Origin of the sequence: Phyllobacterium sp. SL163, from assembly GCF_049896885.1 — a bacterium.
Lineage (GTDB): Bacteria > Pseudomonadota > Alphaproteobacteria > Rhizobiales > Rhizobiaceae > Phyllobacterium > Phyllobacterium calauticae.
The window spans coordinates 164157-183251 of sequence record NZ_JAFCVE010000006.1 but is presented as its reverse complement, the minus strand read 5'-3'; the positions used below and the strand labels follow the sequence as shown (position 1 = coordinate 183251).

Below are 19095 nucleotides of genomic sequence, written 5' to 3'. Positions count from 1 at the left end.
TTATCTCCTGGTCTTGGGAACGGTCAGCCTTTGAGGCCGGTGAGGGTGATGCCTTCGATGAAACGCCGCTGCGCCAGCAGAAAGGCGGCAACGAGCGGCAGGGTGATGATGAGGGTTGCGGCCATCAGCGCGCCGTAGTCGTCGCCGGCTTCGGCGGCGCGGAAGAACAGGAGGCCCAAAGGCGGTGTCGCCCGTTCGCTGCCGGTGATGACGATAAGCGGCCAGAACAGGTCGTTCCAGTGCGCGACCACCGAGAAGATGGCGAAGGCGGTGACCGCAGGCCAGGCATTGGGAACGATCACCCGGTTGACGATGGCAAGCTCCGACATGCCATCGAGCCGGGCGGCCGCAATCAGATCGTCCGGCATGGCGCGGAAAAACTGCAGGAACAGGAAGATGCCGAAGACCGAGATGAAAAACGGTGCTGACAGGGCAAAATAGCTGTTGAGCATGCCGGCCTTGTTCAGGGCGACGTAGATGGGCAGGGCAGTGGCATGAATGGGGATGAGCAGCCCGAGCATGACAAGCGTCATCATCGTGCGGGCGGCGCGGAATTTCAGCTTGGCCATGGCATAGGCGCAGGGAATGGCGATGACCACCTGGAAGAAGAAGATCAGGCCGCAGACCACAAGCCCGTTCCACAGGAGCTGGCCCATCGGCACCCGGGTGAGCGCCTTGGCAAGGTTTTCCCACAGCGCCCAGTGCTGTGGCAAAAGGGTGAGCGAGGAGGAAAAGATTTCCTCGCGGGATTTCGCCGCCGTGGAAATCATCCAGATATAGGGCGCCAGGAAGACGAGCGCACCGGCCGAAAGCATTGCCAGACGCAGGTTGCGCATGGAGAAGAAGGCGGTGTTTTTCATGTGTAGTGCACCCGTCTGTCGAGAACCCGGTATTGGACGAGCATCAGCACGATGAGGAAAGCGAGGAAGATGACGGTCATGGCCGAGGCATAGCCGACGCGCAGATAGACGAAGCCCTCCTGATAGATGGTCCACAGAAGCACTTCCGAAGCCTTGTTCGGGCCGCCCTCGGTCAGCGTCTTGACCGTTTCGAACACCTTCACCGCATTGATCACGCTGATCGTGGCGACGAACAGGGTGGTCGGTCCGAGCATTGGCCAGGTGACGAGCCGGAAGCGCTCCCAGCTGCCCTTGGCGCCGTCCACTTCCGCCGCGGCATAGAGCTCGCGCGGGATGGCGGTGAGGCCCGCGAGAAACAGCACCATGTTGAACCCGACCGACTGCCAGATGCCGATGATCGCCAGGCTGATCAGCACCGTGCTGCTGCTGCCGAGCCAGTTGGGACCGGCAATGCCAAGCATGGACAGCATGGCGTTGACCGGGCCGATGGTCGGGTGCAGCAGGTACTGGAACACCGTGGCCATGGCCACCAGCAGCGAAGCGACGGGCAGGAAGTACACGGTGCGGAAGAAGGCGCGGCCGCGCGTCTCGCTCTCGATGAGGAGGGCGACGCCAAGGCCGATGAACACGGAAAAGGGCGTAACGATGGCGGTATAGACGGCGGTGTTCTTCAGCGAGATGAGGAATGTCCGGTCGGCGAAGAGCTCGATATAATTGTCGAGGCCGATGAACTGAAAGTCGTCATAGCCGAGCTCGTAATTGGTCAGGCTGAAGACAAAGACGGCGAGTGTCGGCAGCAATATCAGGACGATGATGAGCAGGATTGCCGGCGCAGCCAGCTGCCAGGCCACGCGCTCTTCGCGTTTGGCGGCGCGGATGGCTGCCTGCCGGGCGGTGGTCCGGGCGGCGGGAAGAAGATCGGGTATCGCGGTCTCAAGCATCGACGGCAACCCTTGCCGTTGCCCGCAGCGGCACGCGCAGCCCGTCCTGCCCGAAGACGAGGCAGGCATCCCTGTCGATCTCGAGCGTGACCGGCGATCCCATACCCAGATGGGTCACATCGGCCGGGGCGGCCTTGATGACAATGCCGTCTCCGGCGCCATCGGCCTGCGTTGTCACCAGCACTTCCGAGCCGAGGAACTCCAGCCGGGTGACGGTGGCGGCAATGCCCTTGGCGCCCTGCGGCCTCAGCCTGATGCGCTCCGGCCGTATTGCGAGCTGGACCGGGGTGCCGACCGGACCGGTAACGCCGTCGACCACGGCCTTGCCGCTGAAGAACACCGTGCCATTGTCCGCGGTCACGGCATCAATGATGTTGATGCGCGGGCTGCCGACGAATTTTGCCACCTCGACATGGCGCGGATCGTCATAGATCTCGGCGGGCGAGGCGAACTGCAGCACCTTGCCGCCCATCATCACGGCGACCCGGTCGGCCATGCTGAGGGCTTCGGACTGGTCGTGCGTGACATAGATGGTAGGCACGCCGGTGCGCCGGTGTAGGTCGACGATCTCCGCGCGGGTATGCACGCGCAGATTGGCGTCGAGATTGGAAAGCGGTTCATCCATCAGGAACACGCCGGGCTGGCGCACCAGCGCCCGGGCGAGTGCCACGCGCTGGCGCTGGCCGCCGGACATCTGCCCCGGCTTGCGGTCGAGCAGGTGGTCGATCTTCAGGCTGGTTGCCGTGGCCAGCACCTGCTGTTTGATTGCCGCCTGCGCGGCGCTTCTGCCCGCGATGAAGCGGCCAAGCAACGGCATGCGCTGCAGGGTGGAAAGCGTGCGCATGGCCAGCGGCACGGCAATGTTCTGCTCGGCGGTTAGGTGCGGATAGAGCGCATAGGACTGGAACACCATCGCCACATTACGGTCGGCGGGGTGTTCCGCCGTGATTTCGCGGTCGCCCATCCAGATGCTGCCGGCATCGCCATGGTCAAGACCGGCGGCAATGCGCAGCAAGGTGCTCTTGCCGCAACCCGATGGCCCGACGAGGGCTATGAACTCGCCGTCTTCCGCTTCGATGCTGACATCGTTCAGGATGCTGTTCGTGCCGTAGGATTTCGAGATATTCCTGAGGGCGAACGCGCTCATGCGGCTGTCTCCGGTGCCTGCGCGATGCGCGCACGCGGATAGACCTCCTCGATGACGTCGTCGAGGATGAAGCGCGAAAGGCTGCCGATCTCGACGATTTCTGTCTCGACCGTATCGGTCAGTGTATGGATCGCCGCGCCGACAATGCGCTGGCCGGGCATGTCCCGCTCCATATCCCCGACGACGAACGACGAAGCCGGGGCCCAGACGAGACTGGTGTCGTTGTGCATGCCCTGCCAGGCGCGGTGCAGGTGCCCGCTGGCATGCAGGGCCACATCATATTCCCCGATCAGGTCGAGCAGCCGTTTGCGCGGCGCAGGGCGAACGCTCCAGTAACCGGTTTCGCCCTCGTCGGCCGTGTCGACAAACAAGGGCTTGTGCGCGAAGAGGGCGATGCGGCGGGTCTCCGCTTCGGCAAGCGCGTCCTCGAGCCAGTCGAACTGTTCTTCCTCTTCGAGGCTGTCATTGCCCAGGATCAGGCTGTTGAGACCGACCAGCCGCCAGCCGTCCATGTCGTGAATCCAGCGGTCCGGTCCAACCATTTCGCGCCAGCGGTCGATGCGCGTGGCGTTGACCGGCTGCGGGCTGCCGGGCATGTGGCCGATATCGTGGTTGCCGGGCAGGCTCAGGACCTTGACGGGAAGCGCGTTCAGCAATCCGGCGGAGAAGGCCAGGTCATCCTCGATATCCGCGCCGTCGATGGACAGATCGCCCGTGTGCACCACCAGGTCCGGCTTCTGCTCGGCGACCCATTGGGCCAGGGGTGACCAGTTGGCGTTGAAATGGGCCTTGGAAGGGCTGAGGTGGGTGTCGGTGATCTGGATGATCCGCACAGGATATCTCTCTTCAAAATCGAACAATGGGGGCGCATGTGGTGCTGGGGGAAAGCCGTTTTCGACCCGACCCGGCGCGGGGTCTTCTTAGGCTTGGTCTGTGACAGCTGCGTTTCAAGCCAATGACAATTCAATGAACCTCGTTGCCCCATGCGGGGCGGACGGGGCGGATAGGCCGGCCGCAATTTCTGCTCAATCAGCGGTGAAGATCACGCCGTTCACCATGGTTGTTTACACCTTATCAACCTCGGCCTCAGTAGTCTCAACCGACGCCCAACCCGTTGAATTATGCCCTTCGCCCCTTTCGCATGGAGATCCCGCAATGCTGCTTGGTTTCGCTCGTCAAAGCCTGTTGTACCGCGTCAGAACGCTTGCGCTGGCCTGTGCCCTTGCCACCGGTTTGGCGGGCGCGGCGCAGGCAGCGGACCAGCCTTGGCTGGTGCTCGACGTGCCGACCGGCAAGGTCCTGGGCGAGGGCAACGGCTATGCGCCGCACGGACCGGCCTCGCTGGCCAAGATGATGACGCTTTATCTGACCTTCGAGGCGATCCGGAAGGGCAAGCTGAAGTGGGATGATCGTATCGTCATGTCGGCCAACGCTGCCCGGAAGATTCCGGCGAAGCTGTGGATGCGCGGCGGCGATACGCTGAGCGTGCGCGAAGCCGTGGATGCCATGATCATCCTTTCGGCCAATGATGCGGCTTCCGCCATGGGTGAGCATCTGGCCGGATCGGAGGCGCGTTTTGCACAGCAGATGACCCAGCGTGCACGGCAGCTTGGTCTCAGAAACACGGTGTTCCGTAATGCATCCGGCCTGACGGAAAAGGGACAGACGACAACGGCGCGGGATATGGCTGTGCTGGGCGTGGCCGTGATGCGCGATTTCCCCAAGGAGTATGGTCTTTTCTCGCAGCGGTCCTTCGTCTTCCGCGGCAGGCAGATCAACGGCCACAACAATCTGATGTATCGCTATGCCGGCGTTGACGGGATCAAGACCGGCTATACCGACGCTTCAGGTTTCAATCTCGTATCTTCGTTCACTGACAACAACAGGCATATTGTCGGCGTTGTCCTCGGCGGCAAGACCGGCCGGTCGCGTGATGACCGGATGGCGGAGCTTTTGACCCAGTACATGCCGCTTGCAAGCGATGCGGGCAAACGTGGCAATAATCTTGTTGCCAAAGCCGAACCGCAGCGCGAACCCGGCATTGCCGAACTTATCGATGAATCCGCCATCGAGCAGGGCGACGGTGGTCTTCAGCCTTTGCAGACAAGCGGCCAGTGGAATATCCAGATCGGTGCGGTGGATACGCGCGCCGATGCCAACCGGCTGCTGGGCAAGGCGGATCAGCTGGTCCGTTCGATTTTGCCCGAGGCCAAGGGTTATATTGAACCCGCAGCCAAGCGCTTTCGGGTGCGGTTTGGTGGTTTCACGGATCTACAGGCTGCAAGTGCCGCCTGTTCCGAACTGAAGCGCCGCTCGTTCGCCTGTATTGCATCGCGCAGGTGATTAAAAATAGACGTCTATTCGCTTTAAATCAGACGGTAAATGATTTAGGAGTGGACGCATGAGTGATTCCCCGCCTGAAAAGCATGGCCTGATCGAAAGACGCGTCGGGCCGCACGTCGCAACCGCCCTGTCGGATACGCGGGTCGTGCTGATCGCCGGCCCGCGCCAGGCGGGCAAGACGACGCTGGCCCGCCAGTTCTCGGGTGCCGACAGGCCCTATCTGACATTGGACGATGCCGCGACCCTGCAGGCGGCCCGTACCGATCCGGTCGGCTTCATCCGCGGGCTGAAACGGGCCGTCATCGACGAGGTGCAGCGCGCGCCGGAACTGATGCTGGCGATCAAGGAAAGCGTTGATACGGATCAGGAGCCTGGGCGGTTCCTGCTGACGGGATCGGCCAATCTCGCCACGGTTCCGGCCATCGCCGATTCCCTCGCGGGACGCATGGCGGTCATCCCGCTGCTGCCGTTTGCCCAATGCGAACTGGCGGGAACGCCGGGCAATTTTCTCGACCGGCTGTTTGCCGGGGACGATCTGCAGCTGGCAGCCCGGCCGGTCACCGGACAGGCCCTGAGCGATACCGTGCTGCGCGGCGGCTACCCCGAGGTCGTGCGCCGGTCGTCGCCAGCGCGCCGCAAGGCTTGGCTGGAAGACTACGTTGCCCTCATTCTCGACCGCGACGTGCGGGACATCGCCAATATCGATCAGCTGGACCGCCTGCCGCGGCTTCTCGACGTGCTGGCCGAACATGCGGGCCAACTGACCAACCATTCCAGTTTCGGTGCGGCGCTCGGCCTTTCCAGCGTGACGGCGCAGAAATATGTCGCCATTCTCGAGCGGCTGTTCCTGGTGCGCACCTTGCCGCCCTGGTCCACCAACCGCCTGACCCGGCTGATCAAGACGCCCAAGCTGCATTTTCTCGATACCGGTCTGCTCGGCGCCCTGCGCGACACCGATGCCGACGATGTGCTGAGCGACCGCACGCGGTTCGGCGCCATCCTGGAAAGTTTTGTCGTGTCGGAAATCTTCAAGCTGGCGGCCTGGTCGGAGCGCCGACTGACCTTTTCGCATTACCGTACCAAGGATCAGGACGAGGTCGATCTGGTCATCGAGGACAGGCGTGGCCGGGTCATCGGCATCGAGGTCAAGGCGGCGGCCACCGTGCGCCAGCAGGATCTGCGCGGGCTGCGCCAGCTGCAGGAGGCGGTCGGCGACCGCTTCGTCCACGGCATCGTGCTGCACGATCATGACCGGATAACGCCCTTCGGCGAAAAGCTGCATGCAATGCCGTTGTCCAGCCTGTGGTTGAGTTAAGTCAGTGCAGGATGCTTGCGGGATGCGGCAAATGTTTCTATGAATGCGAGGGATAGCCGCCGCCGCTATCTGCCTCTTTTCCCATCCGAAACTTAGCTGGCATCAATAAAATATTGAAGCTGTTTCGCTCATGTCTGCGGAAATCATGGCCTAGCATCGCCGCGCCGGAAGACGCACTATCAGCCCCGCAGTGGAAGCACTGAGGAGAGGCTGGCTGTGGAGGAGCTGCGCCAGTTTTCTCTTGATTGAAGACGTTCGAAAACTCAAAACAGGCAGCCATGCGACTCGCCGATCCAAGGGGGTCACGCAGCAACCGGAGACTCGGCGAGAGCCAGGGGGAGGAATCATGCTCGAAAAGCTTTTCAAGCTACGAGAACACAACACATCCGCACGCATCGAAATGCTGGCGGGACTGACGACGTTCCTGACGATGTCGTACATCATCTTCGTCAATCCGGAGATTTTGTCGTCGACGGGAATGGACCGCAACGCCATCTTTGTCGCCACCTGTATCGCCGCGGCGGTCGGATCGCTGGTCATGGCGTTTGTCGCCAACTGGCCTATCGGCATGGCGCCGGGCATGGGCCTCAATGCCTTCTTCGCCTTCACGGTCGTGGCGGCGATGGGCTTCTCCTGGCAGCAGGCGCTGGGTGCCGTTTTCATTTCCGGATGTATTTTCATCCTGCTCACCGTTACGGGCGTGCGCAGCTGGCTTGTTGCCGGCATTCCCAAATCGCTGCGCAGTTCCATTGCGGCGGGCATCGGCCTCTTCCTCGCCTTCATCGCGCTGAAGAATTCCGGGATCATCGTCGCCAATCCCGCCACCTTCATCGGTCTGGGCCATCTCGGCAGCACGCCCGCCCTGTTCGCCATGCTGGGCTTCTTCATCATCGCGGCGCTCGATGCCCTGAAGGTGCGCGGTGCGATCCTCATCGGCATTCTCGTGGTCACCGTCCTGTCGATGGCCGTGGGCGCCAGTGAGTTCAAGGGCGTGTTTTCCGCGCCGCCGAGCCTCGCACCGACATTTCTGCAGCTTGATATCATGGGCGCCCTGCATACGGGCCTGCTGCAGGTGATCCTGGTTTTCGTGCTGGTCGAGGTATTCGATGCCACGGGAACGCTGATCGGCGTGAGCAAGCGTGCCGGCCTGATCGAGGAGGGGAAACCCAACCGTCTCGGACGCGCCCTGTTTGCCGACAGCACCGCCATCGTGGCCGGTTCGTTGCTGGGCACCAGCAGCACCACCGCCTATGTCGAAAGCGCATCGGGCGTTCAGGCCGGCGGTCGGACCGGATTGACGGCACTCACCATTGCTGTCCTGTTCCTGGCGGCCCTGTTCATCTCGCCGCTGGCCGGTTCCGTTCCCGGTTATGCCACGGCACCGGCCTTGCTCTACGTCGCCGGCCTGATGATGCGTGAACTCACCGACATCGAATGGGGTGATGTGACCGAGGCCACTCCGGCGGCACTGACCGCGCTGATGATCCCGTTCACCTACTCGATCGCCAACGGTCTTGCCTTCGGTTTCATCAGCTACGTCGTGATCAAGACGTTCACCGGCCGGGTCAAGGACGTGCATCTGGCAACGTGGCTCGTGGCGATCCTGTTTGTCGTCCGGTACACCCTGTTCCCTGTGTGAAAAAGCGGCCCGGATGCATGCCGTATCCGGGCCAGACTGTTTGCAGGCTTAAGCGAAGGACACGTCAATGACTGTGGAAAGACCAACGATCGCGACGATCGATGCGCTGCTCGACGCGATGGAGCATCACATCATTCCGATGACGGAAAAGGGTGTGGCGGCAGGCAACAAGATTTTCGGCGCCGCCTTGCTGCGCAAGTCGGATCTGTCGCTCGTTCTGGCGGAGACGAACAACGAGACGGAAAACCCGCTCTGGCACGGCGAGGTGCATACGCTCAAGCGCTTCTACGAAGTGAACCCGGACAAGCGCCCGGACCCCAGGGATCTCATCTTCCTGTCGACGCACGAACCCTGCTCGATGTGCCTTTCGGCCATCACCTGGGCCGGCTTCGACAATTTCTACTATTTCTTCAGCCATGAGGATTCCCGCGATGCCTTCGCCATCCCGCATGACCTGAAGATTCTGAAGGAAGTCTTCACGCTGGAGCCCGGCGGTTACAACACTGAAAATGCGTTCTGGAAAAGCTATGCCATCCACGCGCTGATTGCGGCGCTGCCGGAGCCGGACCGCGGCAGGCTGCATGCCCGTGCCGCCCGGATCGCCAAGAAATATGCGGATCTGTCGAACCAGTACCAGGCGGGCAAGGATCAGAATTCGATCCCGCTGAACTAGGCGGGCGACCCATCGATACATGGACGAGACGGGGTTTGCGCCCGTCTCGTCTGTTTTGGCTAACTGCTGCCGAGAAGTGGCAGTGTCCGCAGCGATTTTGCCAGCCGGATCGCGCTCCACGGCATGTATTCGGCGATCGCCAGCCCGACAATATCGGCTTCGGCATCCACGGCCCGCAGAATTCCGGCCACGTCCTCGAAGCGCATCCGGCCTTTCGCGACGCCGTCAAAGGCATCCGGACTGGCAGCGGGGTCCTGCGAAAGCAGGAAATCGTAGAAAGCGGGATCGAGCACATCGAGGTCGAAATGCACCGCCACCTTCCTGGCGCCGGACGCGCGCAGCCAGGCGAGGACGGGCTCGGCCGACCCGGCCAGGTCTTCCGGGCTGAGCCGTGCCAGCCCGTGCTTTGGAATGAAATCGGTTTCGAACGGGGTGGTTTCGGTCAGGCCGACATAGAGGATCTGGCTGGCCTTCACCGGCTTGGGCACGGCGGCCACGAAATCCGGATCGCCCATGCCCATCAGCATGGCAAGGACATGCGCATGGGCGTTGCGGAACTGCTGCGGTCCCATCACGTCGGGGTGGGCATCCACCCAGAGAATCGCGAGATCGTCGCCGTATCTTGCATTGAGATAGGCAATCGGCGCGAGGTCGATGAGGCAGTCGCCCCCAAGGGTGACAATGGCCTCGGGATCGTGCCGGGCGATGGATGCGCTGGTTGCGGCGATGAGATCGAGCAGCGGCTGGCGGGAGACGATGCCGCGCTCGACCGGCCGCACGGCGTCATCGGCCTCCGGCACGGCCACGGTCTCTTCCGGCCCCGGCGCCTGCGGGGCCAAAGCAGCGAGCACGCGGGCGCCGATTGCATAGTCGGGATGGTCGCCGCCCTGCCATTGCGGCAGGTTCAGGCGCAGAATTTTCATCGGATCGATGGTCATGGGTTCACTCTTTCCTGTGGGAGACGAGCAGCCGGACGGGCTCCGGCCGCGCTGAAAGCAGGAAATAGGTGATTGAAATCGGAAACAAAATGCCGCATTCATGGCATCACTGTCCACATTCATGGACAATAGTTCGCATGTGGAGAAACGCGGTGAATCAGCTGCTTGCGATGCGCGCCTTCATACGGGTCGTTGAATCCGGTTCCTTCCGGGGCGCTGCCAACCAGCTGCTGCTGCCGCGCTCGACGGTGAGCAAGCTCGTGACCGATCTGGAAAAGCATCTCGGCACCCGGCTGATGCACAGGACCACCCGCCACGTCGCGGTGACACCGGAGGGCGAGGAATATTACCGCCATGCGGCCCGTCTGGTGGCGGAGATCGACGAGGCCGACGGTGCGGTGCGCGGCAGCAAGCTGACACCGCGCGGGCATCTGCGCATCGAATCCACCGCCACGTTCGCGCAGAATATCCTGATCCCGCACCTGCCGGATTTCCATGCGCAATACCCGCACATCACCATCGCCTTGGGCACCAGCAACCGAACGGCGAACATCGTCGGCGAGGGCGTGGATTGTGCGATCAGGGCCGGGGACATTGGCGACCTGTCCCTCGTGGCACGGCACCTGTTCGATGCCGGGTTCGTGACGTGCGCGTCGCCCGCCTATCTCGAGCGCATGGGGACGCCTGCGGCCCCGCAGGAGCTTGAGGGCCGCCACTGCAAGGTTGGCTTCTTCTCGCATGCGGACGGCAAGGCCAAGCCGATGCTGTTCGTGAAACCCGGCGACAGGTACACCGTGAGCGAGCTGCAATTCTCCGCCAATGAGGACAATGGCCAGATCGCCATGATGCTGGCAGGGCTCGGTATCGGACAGAATCTCAGGCCATTCATCCAGCCTTACCTGGAGTCCGGGCAACTCGTTGAAATCCTCGGCGAATGGAGCCATCCGCCGCTGCCGTTCCATGTGGTGTATCCGCCCGGCAGGCATCAAAGCGCCCGGCTGAAGGCCTTGATCCAGTGGCTTATCGAGCGCTTCGGGAAAGCCGGCATGCCGCCGGCCAGGCTCAGCGGACGATGAACGGTTCGGGGTAAAAATGTTCCTCGAGATTGTTGCCGTCGCCGCCGCGATCCACGACGATAAAATCCGAGGTGCCGCCGAGGGGCGTGAGGATGCCATGCCAGATATTGCGATGGATGTTCACACCCTGTCCCGGTCCCGTCAGGAAGGCGATGGGATCGCCCGCCCCGCCGGGCAGGTCATGGGCGACCACGACCAGCAGGGGATGGGCGGACAGCGGGATGAAGGCCTGGCTGCCGAGCGGGTGCCGTTCCACCATCGTCAGCGTCAGCGGCAAATCATAGGGCTTGCCGCGCAGGAGGCTGATCAGCACGCGCGGGTTTTCCCCGGTTGTCTCGACCTTCGCCAGGTCGTGGTAGCGCGTGCACATGCCGTGATTGATGGGAAAGCTGGATGATCCCTCCACCTCGATCACGTCGCCGAAGGGCTGGAACGCTTCACGGGTAAGGGGCTGTATCCGAATCTCGCGCGTGGCTGTTGAACCTGACATGGTCATCCCTCAGTTTGGCAGCATGCCCTGCAGGCGCAGAAACGCGATCCGCTCCACCTGCCGGCAGGCGGTGTTGAATTCGGTTTCCCGGTCATTCTTGACGCGTGCCCTGAAGGCTTCAAGGATGCCATCCTTGCTGTGGTCCTTGACCGCGATGATGAAGGGGAAGCCGAAGGTTTCGACGTAGAGGCCGTTGAGCGCTTCGAACTGCGCTCGCTCCGCGTCGGTCAGGGCATCGAGACCGGCGGATGCCTGTTCCTGCGTGGAACTTTCCGTCAGCCGCTTGGCCTGCGCCAGTTTACCCGCCAGATCCGGGTGGGCGGTAAGCACGGCAAGCCGTTCCTCCGCCGACGCGCCGCGGAAAACGGTGGTGAGCAGGGCATGCAGCCCCGCTGCCGTGTCGTGCCCATAGGAAAGCTCGCAGGCAAAGGCGCGCTGCGCGATCCATTCGGAATGTTCGAACACGCCGCCAAAGCGCGTCACGAATGCCGCTTCCGCCAGTCCCGACGGGCGCGGTTCGCCGGATGGCTGCGGATGGGTTTCTGCCCAGTGCCGGGCAATGTCGATGCGCCGCGCCAGCCAGACATGGCTGTGGCTCTGCACATAGTCGATGAACCTTGCGACAGCGGCCGCACGCCCCGGCCTGCCGGCAAGGCGGCAATGCAGGCCGATGCTCATCATCTTGGGAGAACCCGCTTCGCCTTCGGCGTAGAGCGTGTCGAAACTGTCCTTGAGGTAGGAGAAGAACTGCTCGCCGGAATTGAAGCCCTGCGGCGTGGCGAAGCGCATGTCATTGGCATCCAGCGTATAGGGGATGATCAGCTGCTGCCGCCCGGCGGCCGCGTGCCAGTAGGGCAGGTCGTCGGCATAGGAATCCGACACATAGTCGAAGCCACCTTCCTCTGTTGCAAGGTCGACAGTGTTGACCGAGCAGCGGCCGGTGTACCAGCCCTTCGGCCGCTCGCCGGTGATATCCGTGTGGATGCGGATGGCCTCGCGCATGTGCTCGCGCTCCGCCTCCCTGGTGTAGTCCTTGTATTCGATCCACTTCAGCCCGTGCGAGGCGATCTCCCAGTCCGCATCCAGCATGGCGCGGACCTGTGCCGGCGAGCGTTGCAGGGCGGTTGCCACGCCATAGACGGTTACAGGCACCTTCCGGTCGGTGAACAGGCGATGCAGGCGCCAGAAACCGGCCCGCGCGCCATATTCGTAGATCGATTCCATGTTCCAGTGCCGCTGGCCCGGCCAGGCCTGCGCGCCGACGATTTCCGAGAGAAAGGCTTCCGATGTGGCATCCCCGTGCAGCACGCAGTTTTCGCCGCCTTCCTCATAGTTCACAACGAACTGGACAGCGATTTTTGCGCCGTCCGGCCAATGGGCCTGCGGCGGGGTTTCTCCATATCCATGCAAGTCTCTGGGATATCTCATGGCAGCGATCCGTCCTCCACTCTGCTGGTCCGATCCCATGAATAATCAAATAAGCGGAGATGCATTCCCCCAGAAAATTTTGAAAGTCCTGCAAGGAAGCGCCGCCTACTGCACCGGCGCCGCGCCGGGCAAACTGGGCGATGCAAAAGTGGAAAATCCGCCTTGGGAGGGAGGAACGCTCATGAGTTCTCAGAACGAAACGACAGGCCGTCTGACGACGCATGTGCTGGATACCGCCAGCGGCAAGCCTGCCGCCAACCTACGGGTCGATCTCCTGCGTCTTGACGGCGAGCAGTTCTCGGCACTGCGCAGCACGCGCACCAATGCGGACGGGCGCTGCGATGCGCCGCTTCTGGCCGGTGCGGAGATGCGTGCCGGCACCTACGAGCTGCGGTTTCATGTCGGCGCCTATCTCGGCGGGCAGGCCGATGGCGCCGTGCCGTTCCTCGATGTGGTGCCCATCCGCTTCGGCATTGGCGATGAGGCCGCGCACTACCACGTGCCGCTGCTCGTCGCGCCCTACGCCTATTCGACCTATCGCGGGAGCTGACCGGCCATGGATATCCAGACCCGCACCAGCCTCCGCTTCCTGCTCAATGACCGGCTTGTCGAACTGACCGATGTGGCGGCAACCCAGACGCTGCTCGATTTCCTGCGCCTCGATCGCCGGTTGCGCGGCACGAAAGAAGGCTGCGCCGAAGGCGATTGCGGTGCCTGCACCGTCCTGGTCGGCCGCCTGACCCATGGCCAGCTGACGTACGAGTCGGTCAATGCCTGCATCCGTTTTGTCGGCTCGCTCGATGCCTGCCATATCGTCACGGTGGAGGCGCTTGCCGCAGCCGATGGCACGCTGCATCCGGTGCAGCAGGCGATGGTCGACACCCACGCTTCCCAGTGCGGCTTCTGCACACCCGGTTTCGTCATGTCGCTCTACGGCCTGTGGATGCACAATCCGAGCCCGGCGGTGCGCGACATTGAAAAGGCGCTGCAGGGCAATCTGTGCCGCTGCACCGGCTATGCCGCCATCATCCGCGCGGCGCAAAGCGTGTCAGCGCGCAATGCCGGCAGTGATCCGCTTGTCGCCGAGCGCGCACGGGTCATCGAACAGCTGCAGGCGCTGAAGGACGGCAGGCGCGTCGATATCGGCGAAGGGAAGCAGCGTTTTATCCTGCCCGCCGATGTGGATGATTTTGCCACTGTTCTCGACGCCAATCCCGGTGCCACCATCGTTGCCGGTTCGACCGATGTCGGGCTGTGGGTGACGAAATTCATGCGGGAGATCGGTCCCGTCATCTTCACCGCGCATCTCGACGGGCTGCGCCTGATCACGACTGACGACAGCGGACTGACACTCGGTGCCGGTGTGAGCTACACCGATGCCTATCCGGTCATCTCGGAACATTTCCCGCAATTGTCCGAGCTGTGGAACCGCATCGGCGGCGAGCAGGTGCGCAACATGGGCACGATCGGCGGCAATGTCGCCAATGGTTCGCCCATCGGCGATACGCCGCCGGCGCTGATTGCGCTCGGCGCAAGCGTGCACCTGCGCAAGGGGCCGAACCGCCGGTCCGTGCCGATGGAAAAATACTTCATCGACTATGGCAAACAGGACCGCGTGCCGGGAGAATTCGTCGAGGCCATTCACATTCCCGCCCTCAAGCCGGGCGAATTGTTCGCCGTCTACAAGATATCGAAACGGCTCGACGAGGACATTTCGTCGGTGTGCGGTGCATTCAAGGTGCTGCTCGATACCGCGGGCAAGGTGCAGGCTGCCACCATTGCCTTCGGCGGCATGGCAGGGACGCCAAAGCGCGCTGCCGCCGTCGAGGAAGTGCTGACGGGCTCCTCATGGGATGAGGCGACCGTCGAGCGGGCCATGGCGGCCTTTACAGCGGATTTCACGCCGCTGACCGACTGGCGCGCCTCGGCGGACTACCGCCTTTTGACCGCCAGGAACCTGCTGCGCCGCTTCCATCTGGAGACGACGGGCGAAGAGACGATCCGGCTGAACCGTTATGCCGCGGTTGCGGGCTAGGAGGAGAGCATGAATTCGATCCAGCCGATGGCCCGCATCAAGGGCGGGGTGCACGAACAGCAGCCGCATGAATCCGGCCACAAGCACGTTTCCGGTTCCGCCGAATATATCGATGACATGCCGGAACCGGCCGACACGCTGCACGCCTATCTCGGCCTGTCGCAGCGTGCCCATGCGGAAATCCTGTCGATTGATTTCGAAGCGGTCAGGGCGTGTGCGGGTGTCATCGGCGTGCTGACAGTGGACGATATCCCCGGCCACAATGATGTGAGCCCGGCCGGCAAGCATGACGATCCGGTCTTTGCGGTGGGCAAGGTGGAGTTCCATGGCCAGCCCATGTTTGCCGTCATTGCCGAAACGCGGCAGATTGCCCGGAATGCGGCCGCGAAGGTCAAGGTGGAATACCGCGATCTCGATCACGCCATCGATGTGCTCGATGCTGAAAAAGCCGGCTATCCGCTGGTCATCGATCCACTCAAGCTCGAGCGCGGTGACATTGCCGAGGGGCTTGCCAAGGCAACGAACCGGCTGAGCGGTGAAATGCGCATCGGCGGGCAGGATCATTTCTATCTCGAAGGCCATATCGCCTTTGCCATGCCCGGCGAGGATGACGAGGTGACGGTGTATTCCTCGACCCAGCACCCGAGTGAGACCCAGCACATGGTCGGCCACGTTCTCGGCGTACCCGCCAATGCGGTCACGGTCAATGTGCGGCGCATGGGCGGCGGCTTCGGCGGCAAGGAAACGCAGGCCAACCTTTTCGCCGCCGTCGCTGCGGTTGCGGCGAAGAAATACAAGCGGGCGGTGAAAATCAGGCCGGACCGCGACGACGACATGGTTGCCACAGGCAAACGCCACGATTTCCATGTGGCCTATGAACTGGGTTTTGACGATGACGGCCGCATCGAAGCGGTGGACGCGACGTTTTCGGCGCGTTGCGGTTTCTCTGCCGATCTGTCCGGACCGGTCACCGACCGGGCGCTGTTCCACGCCGACAACTGCTATTTCTACCCGAATGTCCGCCTGCGTTCGCGGCCGCTCAAGACCAATACGGTGTCCAACACGGCGTTTCGCGGCTTCGGCGGCCCGCAGGGCATGGTCGGCGGCGAGCGGATGATCGAGGATATCGCCTATGCGCTGGGGAAGGACCCGCTGGAGATCCGCAAGGCCAATTTCTACGGCGATGCCGGCAGGAACGTCACGCCCTACCACCAGACCGTCGAAGACAATATCATTCCACAGATCGTCGCCGAACTGGAGGCATCGTCGGACTACGCGGCGCGGCGTGAGGCGGTTCTTGCCTTCAACCGCGACAGCCGGATCATCAAGCGCGGTATCGCGCTGACACCGGTCAAGTTCGGCATCTCCTTCACCAAGACCGAATACAACCAAGCGGGCGCGCTGGTGCATGTCTACAGCGACGGCTCGATCCATCTGAACCATGGCGGCACGGAAATGGGGCAGGGGCTCTACACCAAGGTGGCGCAGGTGGTGGCCGACGAGTTCCAGGTCGATCTCGACCGCGTCAAGGTGACCGCGACGACCACGGCGAAGGTGCCCAACACATCGGCGACGGCAGCATCGTCCGGGTCCGATCTCAACGGCATGGCCGCGGCCAATGCGGCGCAGCAGATCAAGGCGCGGCTGGTGGACTTCGCTGCCGAACATTATGCGGTCGCAAAGAGCGAGGTGTTCTTCGAACCCAACGCGGTTCGGGCCGGCGATCGCCTTATCCCGTTTGCCGACTTCATCCGAACGGCCTATGGCGCGCGCGTGCAGCTGTCGGCGGCGGGTTTCTACAAGACCCCGAAAATCCACTGGAACCGCGCGGAAGGCAGAGGCCGGCCGTTCTACTACTTCGCCTATGGCGCCTCGGTCTCGGAAGTCAGCATCGATACGCTGACCGGCGAATATCAGGTCGACCGGACGGATGTGCTGCATGATGTCGGGAAGTCGCTCAATCCGGCGCTCGATCTCGGGCAGGTCGAAGGCGCCTTCGTGCAGGGCATGGGGTGGCTGACCACCGAGGAACTCTGGTGGGACGCCAAGGGACGCCTGCGCACCCATGCGCCCTCCACCTACAAGATCCCGCTCGCCTCGGACCGTCCGCGCCAGTTCAACGTGGAGCTGGCCACATGGTCCATCAACCGCGAAGAGACGATCCGCCGTTCCAAGGCGGTCGGTGAGCCGCCGTTCATGCTGGCCATCTCCGTGCTCGAGGCAATCTCCATGGCAGTCGCCAGCGTTGCCGACTACCGGGTCGCGCCGCGCCTCGATGCCCCGGCAACGCCGGAACGCGTGCTGATGGCGGTCGAACGGCTGCGCGCTGCGCGAAACGGGAAGTGAGCGTCCCATGCCGTCGAACCGCGATGATATCAGGGATTTTCTCAACCGGCGCAAACATGTGGTGCTGGTCGAGGTGAAATCCGCCAGCGGCTCGACGCCGCGCGAAGCGGGCGCCTGGATGCTGGTTGCGGTCGATTGCATTTTCGGAACCATCGGCGGCGGCCAGCTCGAATTCATGGCCATCGACCATGCGCGGCGGCTGCTGAGCGAAGGCGGGGCGGATGCGGACGATATTTCCGTGCCACTCGGACCGGAGATCGGACAATGCTGCGGCGGGCGGGTTGGCCTCGATTTCAAGCGGGTGGACAGGCCCCTGCGCTCGGCGCTGGTGGAAAAGGTCGATCTGGAAATCGCCCAGCGCCCGCATGTCTACATCTTCGGGGCGGGGCATGTCGGCGACGCGCTGGCCATGGCCCTGTCGCTGGTGCCGCTGCGCATCGTTCTCGTCGACACGCGCGAGATCGAACTGTCCGCCACGCGGGTTCCCGGCATCGAAACCTGCCTGACGGCGATGCCGGAAATGGTGGTGCGCGATGCGCCGGCGGGCAGCGCCTTCGTTGTTCTCACCCATGACCATGCGCTGGATTTTCTCATCACGGCTGAAGCCCTGGCCCGGGGCGATGCCGCCTATGTCGGCATGATCGGTTCAAAGACCAAGAAGGCGACCTTCCGCAGCTGGCTGGAGCGGGAAGTTGGCCGCCCGGACATTTTTGACGGGCTTGTCTGCCCGGTGGGGGGAACCGCGGTCAAGGACAAGCGCCCGTGCGTCATTGCGGCGCTGGCGGCGGCCGAAATCATGACCTCAGCCCTCAACCACCGGATCGGCGAGGAGCGCCTGCCCAAGCAGAAGGCGCGCCTGCACGCCTGATGCCTATTCGAGCATGGCGCTGATCAGCCGCTGGCAGCGCTCGGTCATGAAATCGATCATCAACCGCACCTTCGGGTCCTGGAACCGCTTGTGCGGATAGATCGCCGCAAGCTGGATGCTGACTGGTGGCGTATTCTCAAGGATCGGCTGCAATGTCCCGTCATTGATGTGGTTTTTGACCTCGAAGAGCGGCTTGTTGATGATGCCGCGGCCATCGAGCGCCCAGCGGGTCAGAACATCCCCGTCATCGGAATCATAGGGGCCGCTGACCTCCAGCTTGCGCGGGCCTTCCGGCGTCTGCAGCGTCCAGTAATATTCCTTGGAGCCGGGATAGCGCAGAAGCAGGCAATCGTGATGCCCGGTTATGAGCTCGTCGGGGCTGGCGGGAATGCCGCGCTTGGCAAGATAGTCCGGCGAGGCGCAGATCACCCGCTCGCAGTTCATGATGCCGCGCATGCGCAGGTTGGAATCCTCGAGAATGCCGAGCTTGAAGGCGACGTCGACGCCCTCGCTCATGATGTCGATATTGTGGTCCGACAATCGCAGCCGCACCTCGATATCGGGATATTTGTCGTGGAATTCCGGCACGCCGGAGGCGATCAGCCGGCGGCCGATGCCGAGCGGCGCGGTGATGCGGATGGCGCCCTTCGGCTTTTGCGACAGGTCGGCAATCGCCGCTTCCGCCTCGTTGATCGCCTCGATGATCTTGACCGCCCCTTCATAGAAGACGCGGCCATGCTCGGTCGGTGTCAGCTTGCGCGTGGTGCGGTTGAAAAGGCGCACGCCGAGATAGCGCTCCAGCTCCTTGATGCGGTTGCTGGCGACAGCCGGGGACGCCCGCTGGTCCCGGCCGGCGGCAGAAAGGTTTCCCAGTTCGACGACGCGAACGAAAACACGAAGATTATCGAAATATGACATGGTTCCCACCCCTGTCTTACACCGTTCCATGCTGTAGCATTTTATAGTTTTTTTTGAAAGAGATGGGCGATTTATGGC

Annotated in this window: 17 protein-coding genes; 9 read left to right on the top strand and 8 right to left on the bottom strand. The window is 62.8% G+C overall.

Annotated elements, in window-relative coordinates:
• Positions 1 to 23 precede the first annotated feature (23 nt).
• Genes ACP7B1_RS14975 through ACP7B1_RS14960 form a run of 4 tightly spaced genes read right to left on the bottom strand, consistent with a single transcriptional unit; the run spans position 24 to position 3781 of the window.
• Entirely contained in the window at positions 24 to 860 is an 837-nt protein-coding gene (locus ACP7B1_RS14975; protein ID WP_346307664.1) for a carbohydrate ABC transporter permease, read from the bottom strand.
• Positions 857 to 1801 carry a sugar ABC transporter permease gene (locus ACP7B1_RS14970; RefSeq protein ID WP_346307665.1) on the bottom strand — a complete coding sequence of 315 codons (945 nt, stop codon included), beginning with the start codon at positions 1799 to 1801 and terminating at the stop codon, positions 857 to 859. Before ACP7B1_RS14970 ends, ACP7B1_RS14975 begins: the two co-directional genes overlap by 4 nt.
• Positions 1794 to 2948 (bottom strand): ABC transporter ATP-binding protein, encoded by a 1155-nt coding sequence (locus tag ACP7B1_RS14965; RefSeq protein ID WP_346307666.1) that lies wholly within the window; start codon positions 2946 to 2948, stop codon positions 1794 to 1796. Before ACP7B1_RS14965 ends, ACP7B1_RS14970 begins: the two co-directional genes overlap by 8 nt.
• The gene (locus ACP7B1_RS14960) at positions 2945 to 3781 is read right to left on the bottom strand and encodes a metallophosphoesterase (protein WP_346307667.1); all 837 of its coding nucleotides are present in this window, start codon (positions 3779 to 3781) and stop codon (positions 2945 to 2947) included. The genes ACP7B1_RS14965 and ACP7B1_RS14960 overlap by 4 nt, the downstream gene beginning before the upstream one ends.
• Before the next feature lie 322 nt (positions 3782 to 4103).
• On the opposite strand from ACP7B1_RS14960, the gene ACP7B1_RS14955 reads away from it, so the two are divergent.
• The 4 genes from ACP7B1_RS14955 (at position 4104) to ACP7B1_RS14940 (ending at position 8918) form a co-directional block, all read left to right on the top strand.
• Positions 4104 to 5291, top strand: a complete 1188-nt coding sequence (locus ACP7B1_RS14955; protein ID WP_346307668.1) for a D-alanyl-D-alanine carboxypeptidase — start codon at positions 4104 to 4106, stop codon at positions 5289 to 5291.
• 58 nt (positions 5292 to 5349) lie between these two features.
• Positions 5350 to 6606 (top strand): ATP-binding protein, encoded by a 1257-nt coding sequence (locus ACP7B1_RS14950; protein WP_346307669.1) that lies wholly within the window; start codon positions 5350 to 5352, stop codon positions 6604 to 6606.
• A 346-nt stretch (positions 6607 to 6952) separates the two neighbouring features.
• Positions 6953 to 8245, top strand: coding sequence for an NCS2 family permease (locus tag ACP7B1_RS14945; protein ID WP_346307670.1), 1293 nt, complete (start codon positions 6953 to 6955; stop codon positions 8243 to 8245).
• A 73-nt stretch (positions 8246 to 8318) separates the two neighbouring features.
• Positions 8319 to 8918 (top strand): deaminase, encoded by a 600-nt coding sequence (locus ACP7B1_RS14940; RefSeq protein WP_403184848.1) that lies wholly within the window; start codon positions 8319 to 8321, stop codon positions 8916 to 8918.
• 59 nt (positions 8919 to 8977) lie between these two features.
• On the opposite strand, the gene ACP7B1_RS14935 is transcribed toward ACP7B1_RS14940, so the two are convergent.
• Complete coding sequence (locus ACP7B1_RS14935; protein WP_223615445.1) at positions 8978 to 9856, bottom strand: arginase family protein; 879 nt, start codon at positions 9854 to 9856, stop codon at positions 8978 to 8980.
• A 152-nt stretch (positions 9857 to 10008) separates the two neighbouring features.
• On the opposite strand from ACP7B1_RS14935, the gene ACP7B1_RS14930 reads away from it, so the two are divergent.
• Complete coding sequence (locus tag ACP7B1_RS14930) at positions 10009 to 10932, top strand: LysR family transcriptional regulator (RefSeq protein WP_346307672.1); 924 nt, start codon at positions 10009 to 10011, stop codon at positions 10930 to 10932.
• Here the strand turns inward: ACP7B1_RS14930 and ACP7B1_RS14925 are convergent.
• Positions 10919 to 11422 carry an ureidoglycolate lyase gene (locus tag ACP7B1_RS14925; RefSeq protein ID WP_346307673.1) on the bottom strand — a complete coding sequence of 168 codons (504 nt, stop codon included), beginning with the start codon at positions 11420 to 11422 and terminating at the stop codon, positions 10919 to 10921. The two genes, ACP7B1_RS14930 and ACP7B1_RS14925, sit on opposite strands and share 14 nt — an antisense overlap.
• A gap of 9 nt (positions 11423 to 11431) precedes the next feature.
• A complete protein-coding gene (gene puuE / locus ACP7B1_RS14920) occupies positions 11432 to 12850 on the bottom strand; it encodes an allantoinase PuuE (protein ID WP_403184632.1) in 1419 nt (472 codons plus the stop codon).
• Positions 12851 to 13031: 181 nt separating this feature from the next.
• On the opposite strand from puuE, the gene uraH reads away from it, so the two are divergent.
• From uraH to xdhC, 4 genes are read left to right on the top strand one after another with little or no spacing between them, the layout of a single operon-like run.
• A complete protein-coding gene (gene uraH / locus ACP7B1_RS14915) occupies positions 13032 to 13400 on the top strand; it encodes a hydroxyisourate hydrolase (protein WP_403184635.1) in 369 nt (122 codons plus the stop codon).
• A gap of 6 nt (positions 13401 to 13406) precedes the next feature.
• Complete coding sequence (gene xdhA / locus ACP7B1_RS14910) at positions 13407 to 14885, top strand: xanthine dehydrogenase small subunit (RefSeq protein ID WP_346305699.1); 1479 nt, start codon at positions 13407 to 13409, stop codon at positions 14883 to 14885.
• A gap of 9 nt (positions 14886 to 14894) precedes the next feature.
• Positions 14895 to 17231 (top strand): xanthine dehydrogenase molybdopterin binding subunit, encoded by a 2337-nt coding sequence (gene xdhB, locus ACP7B1_RS14905; RefSeq protein WP_346305698.1) that lies wholly within the window; start codon positions 14895 to 14897, stop codon positions 17229 to 17231.
• 7 nt (positions 17232 to 17238) lie between these two features.
• Positions 17239 to 18099 carry a xanthine dehydrogenase accessory protein XdhC gene (gene xdhC / locus ACP7B1_RS14900; RefSeq protein ID WP_426137058.1) on the top strand — a complete coding sequence of 287 codons (861 nt, stop codon included), beginning with the start codon at positions 17239 to 17241 and terminating at the stop codon, positions 18097 to 18099.
• Positions 18100 to 18102: 3 nt separating this feature from the next.
• Here xdhC and ACP7B1_RS14895 read toward each other — a convergent pair whose 3' ends face one another.
• Entirely contained in the window at positions 18103 to 19017 is a 915-nt protein-coding gene (locus ACP7B1_RS14895) for a LysR family transcriptional regulator (protein ID WP_105735167.1), read from the bottom strand.
• Positions 19018 to 19095 lie beyond the last annotated feature (78 nt).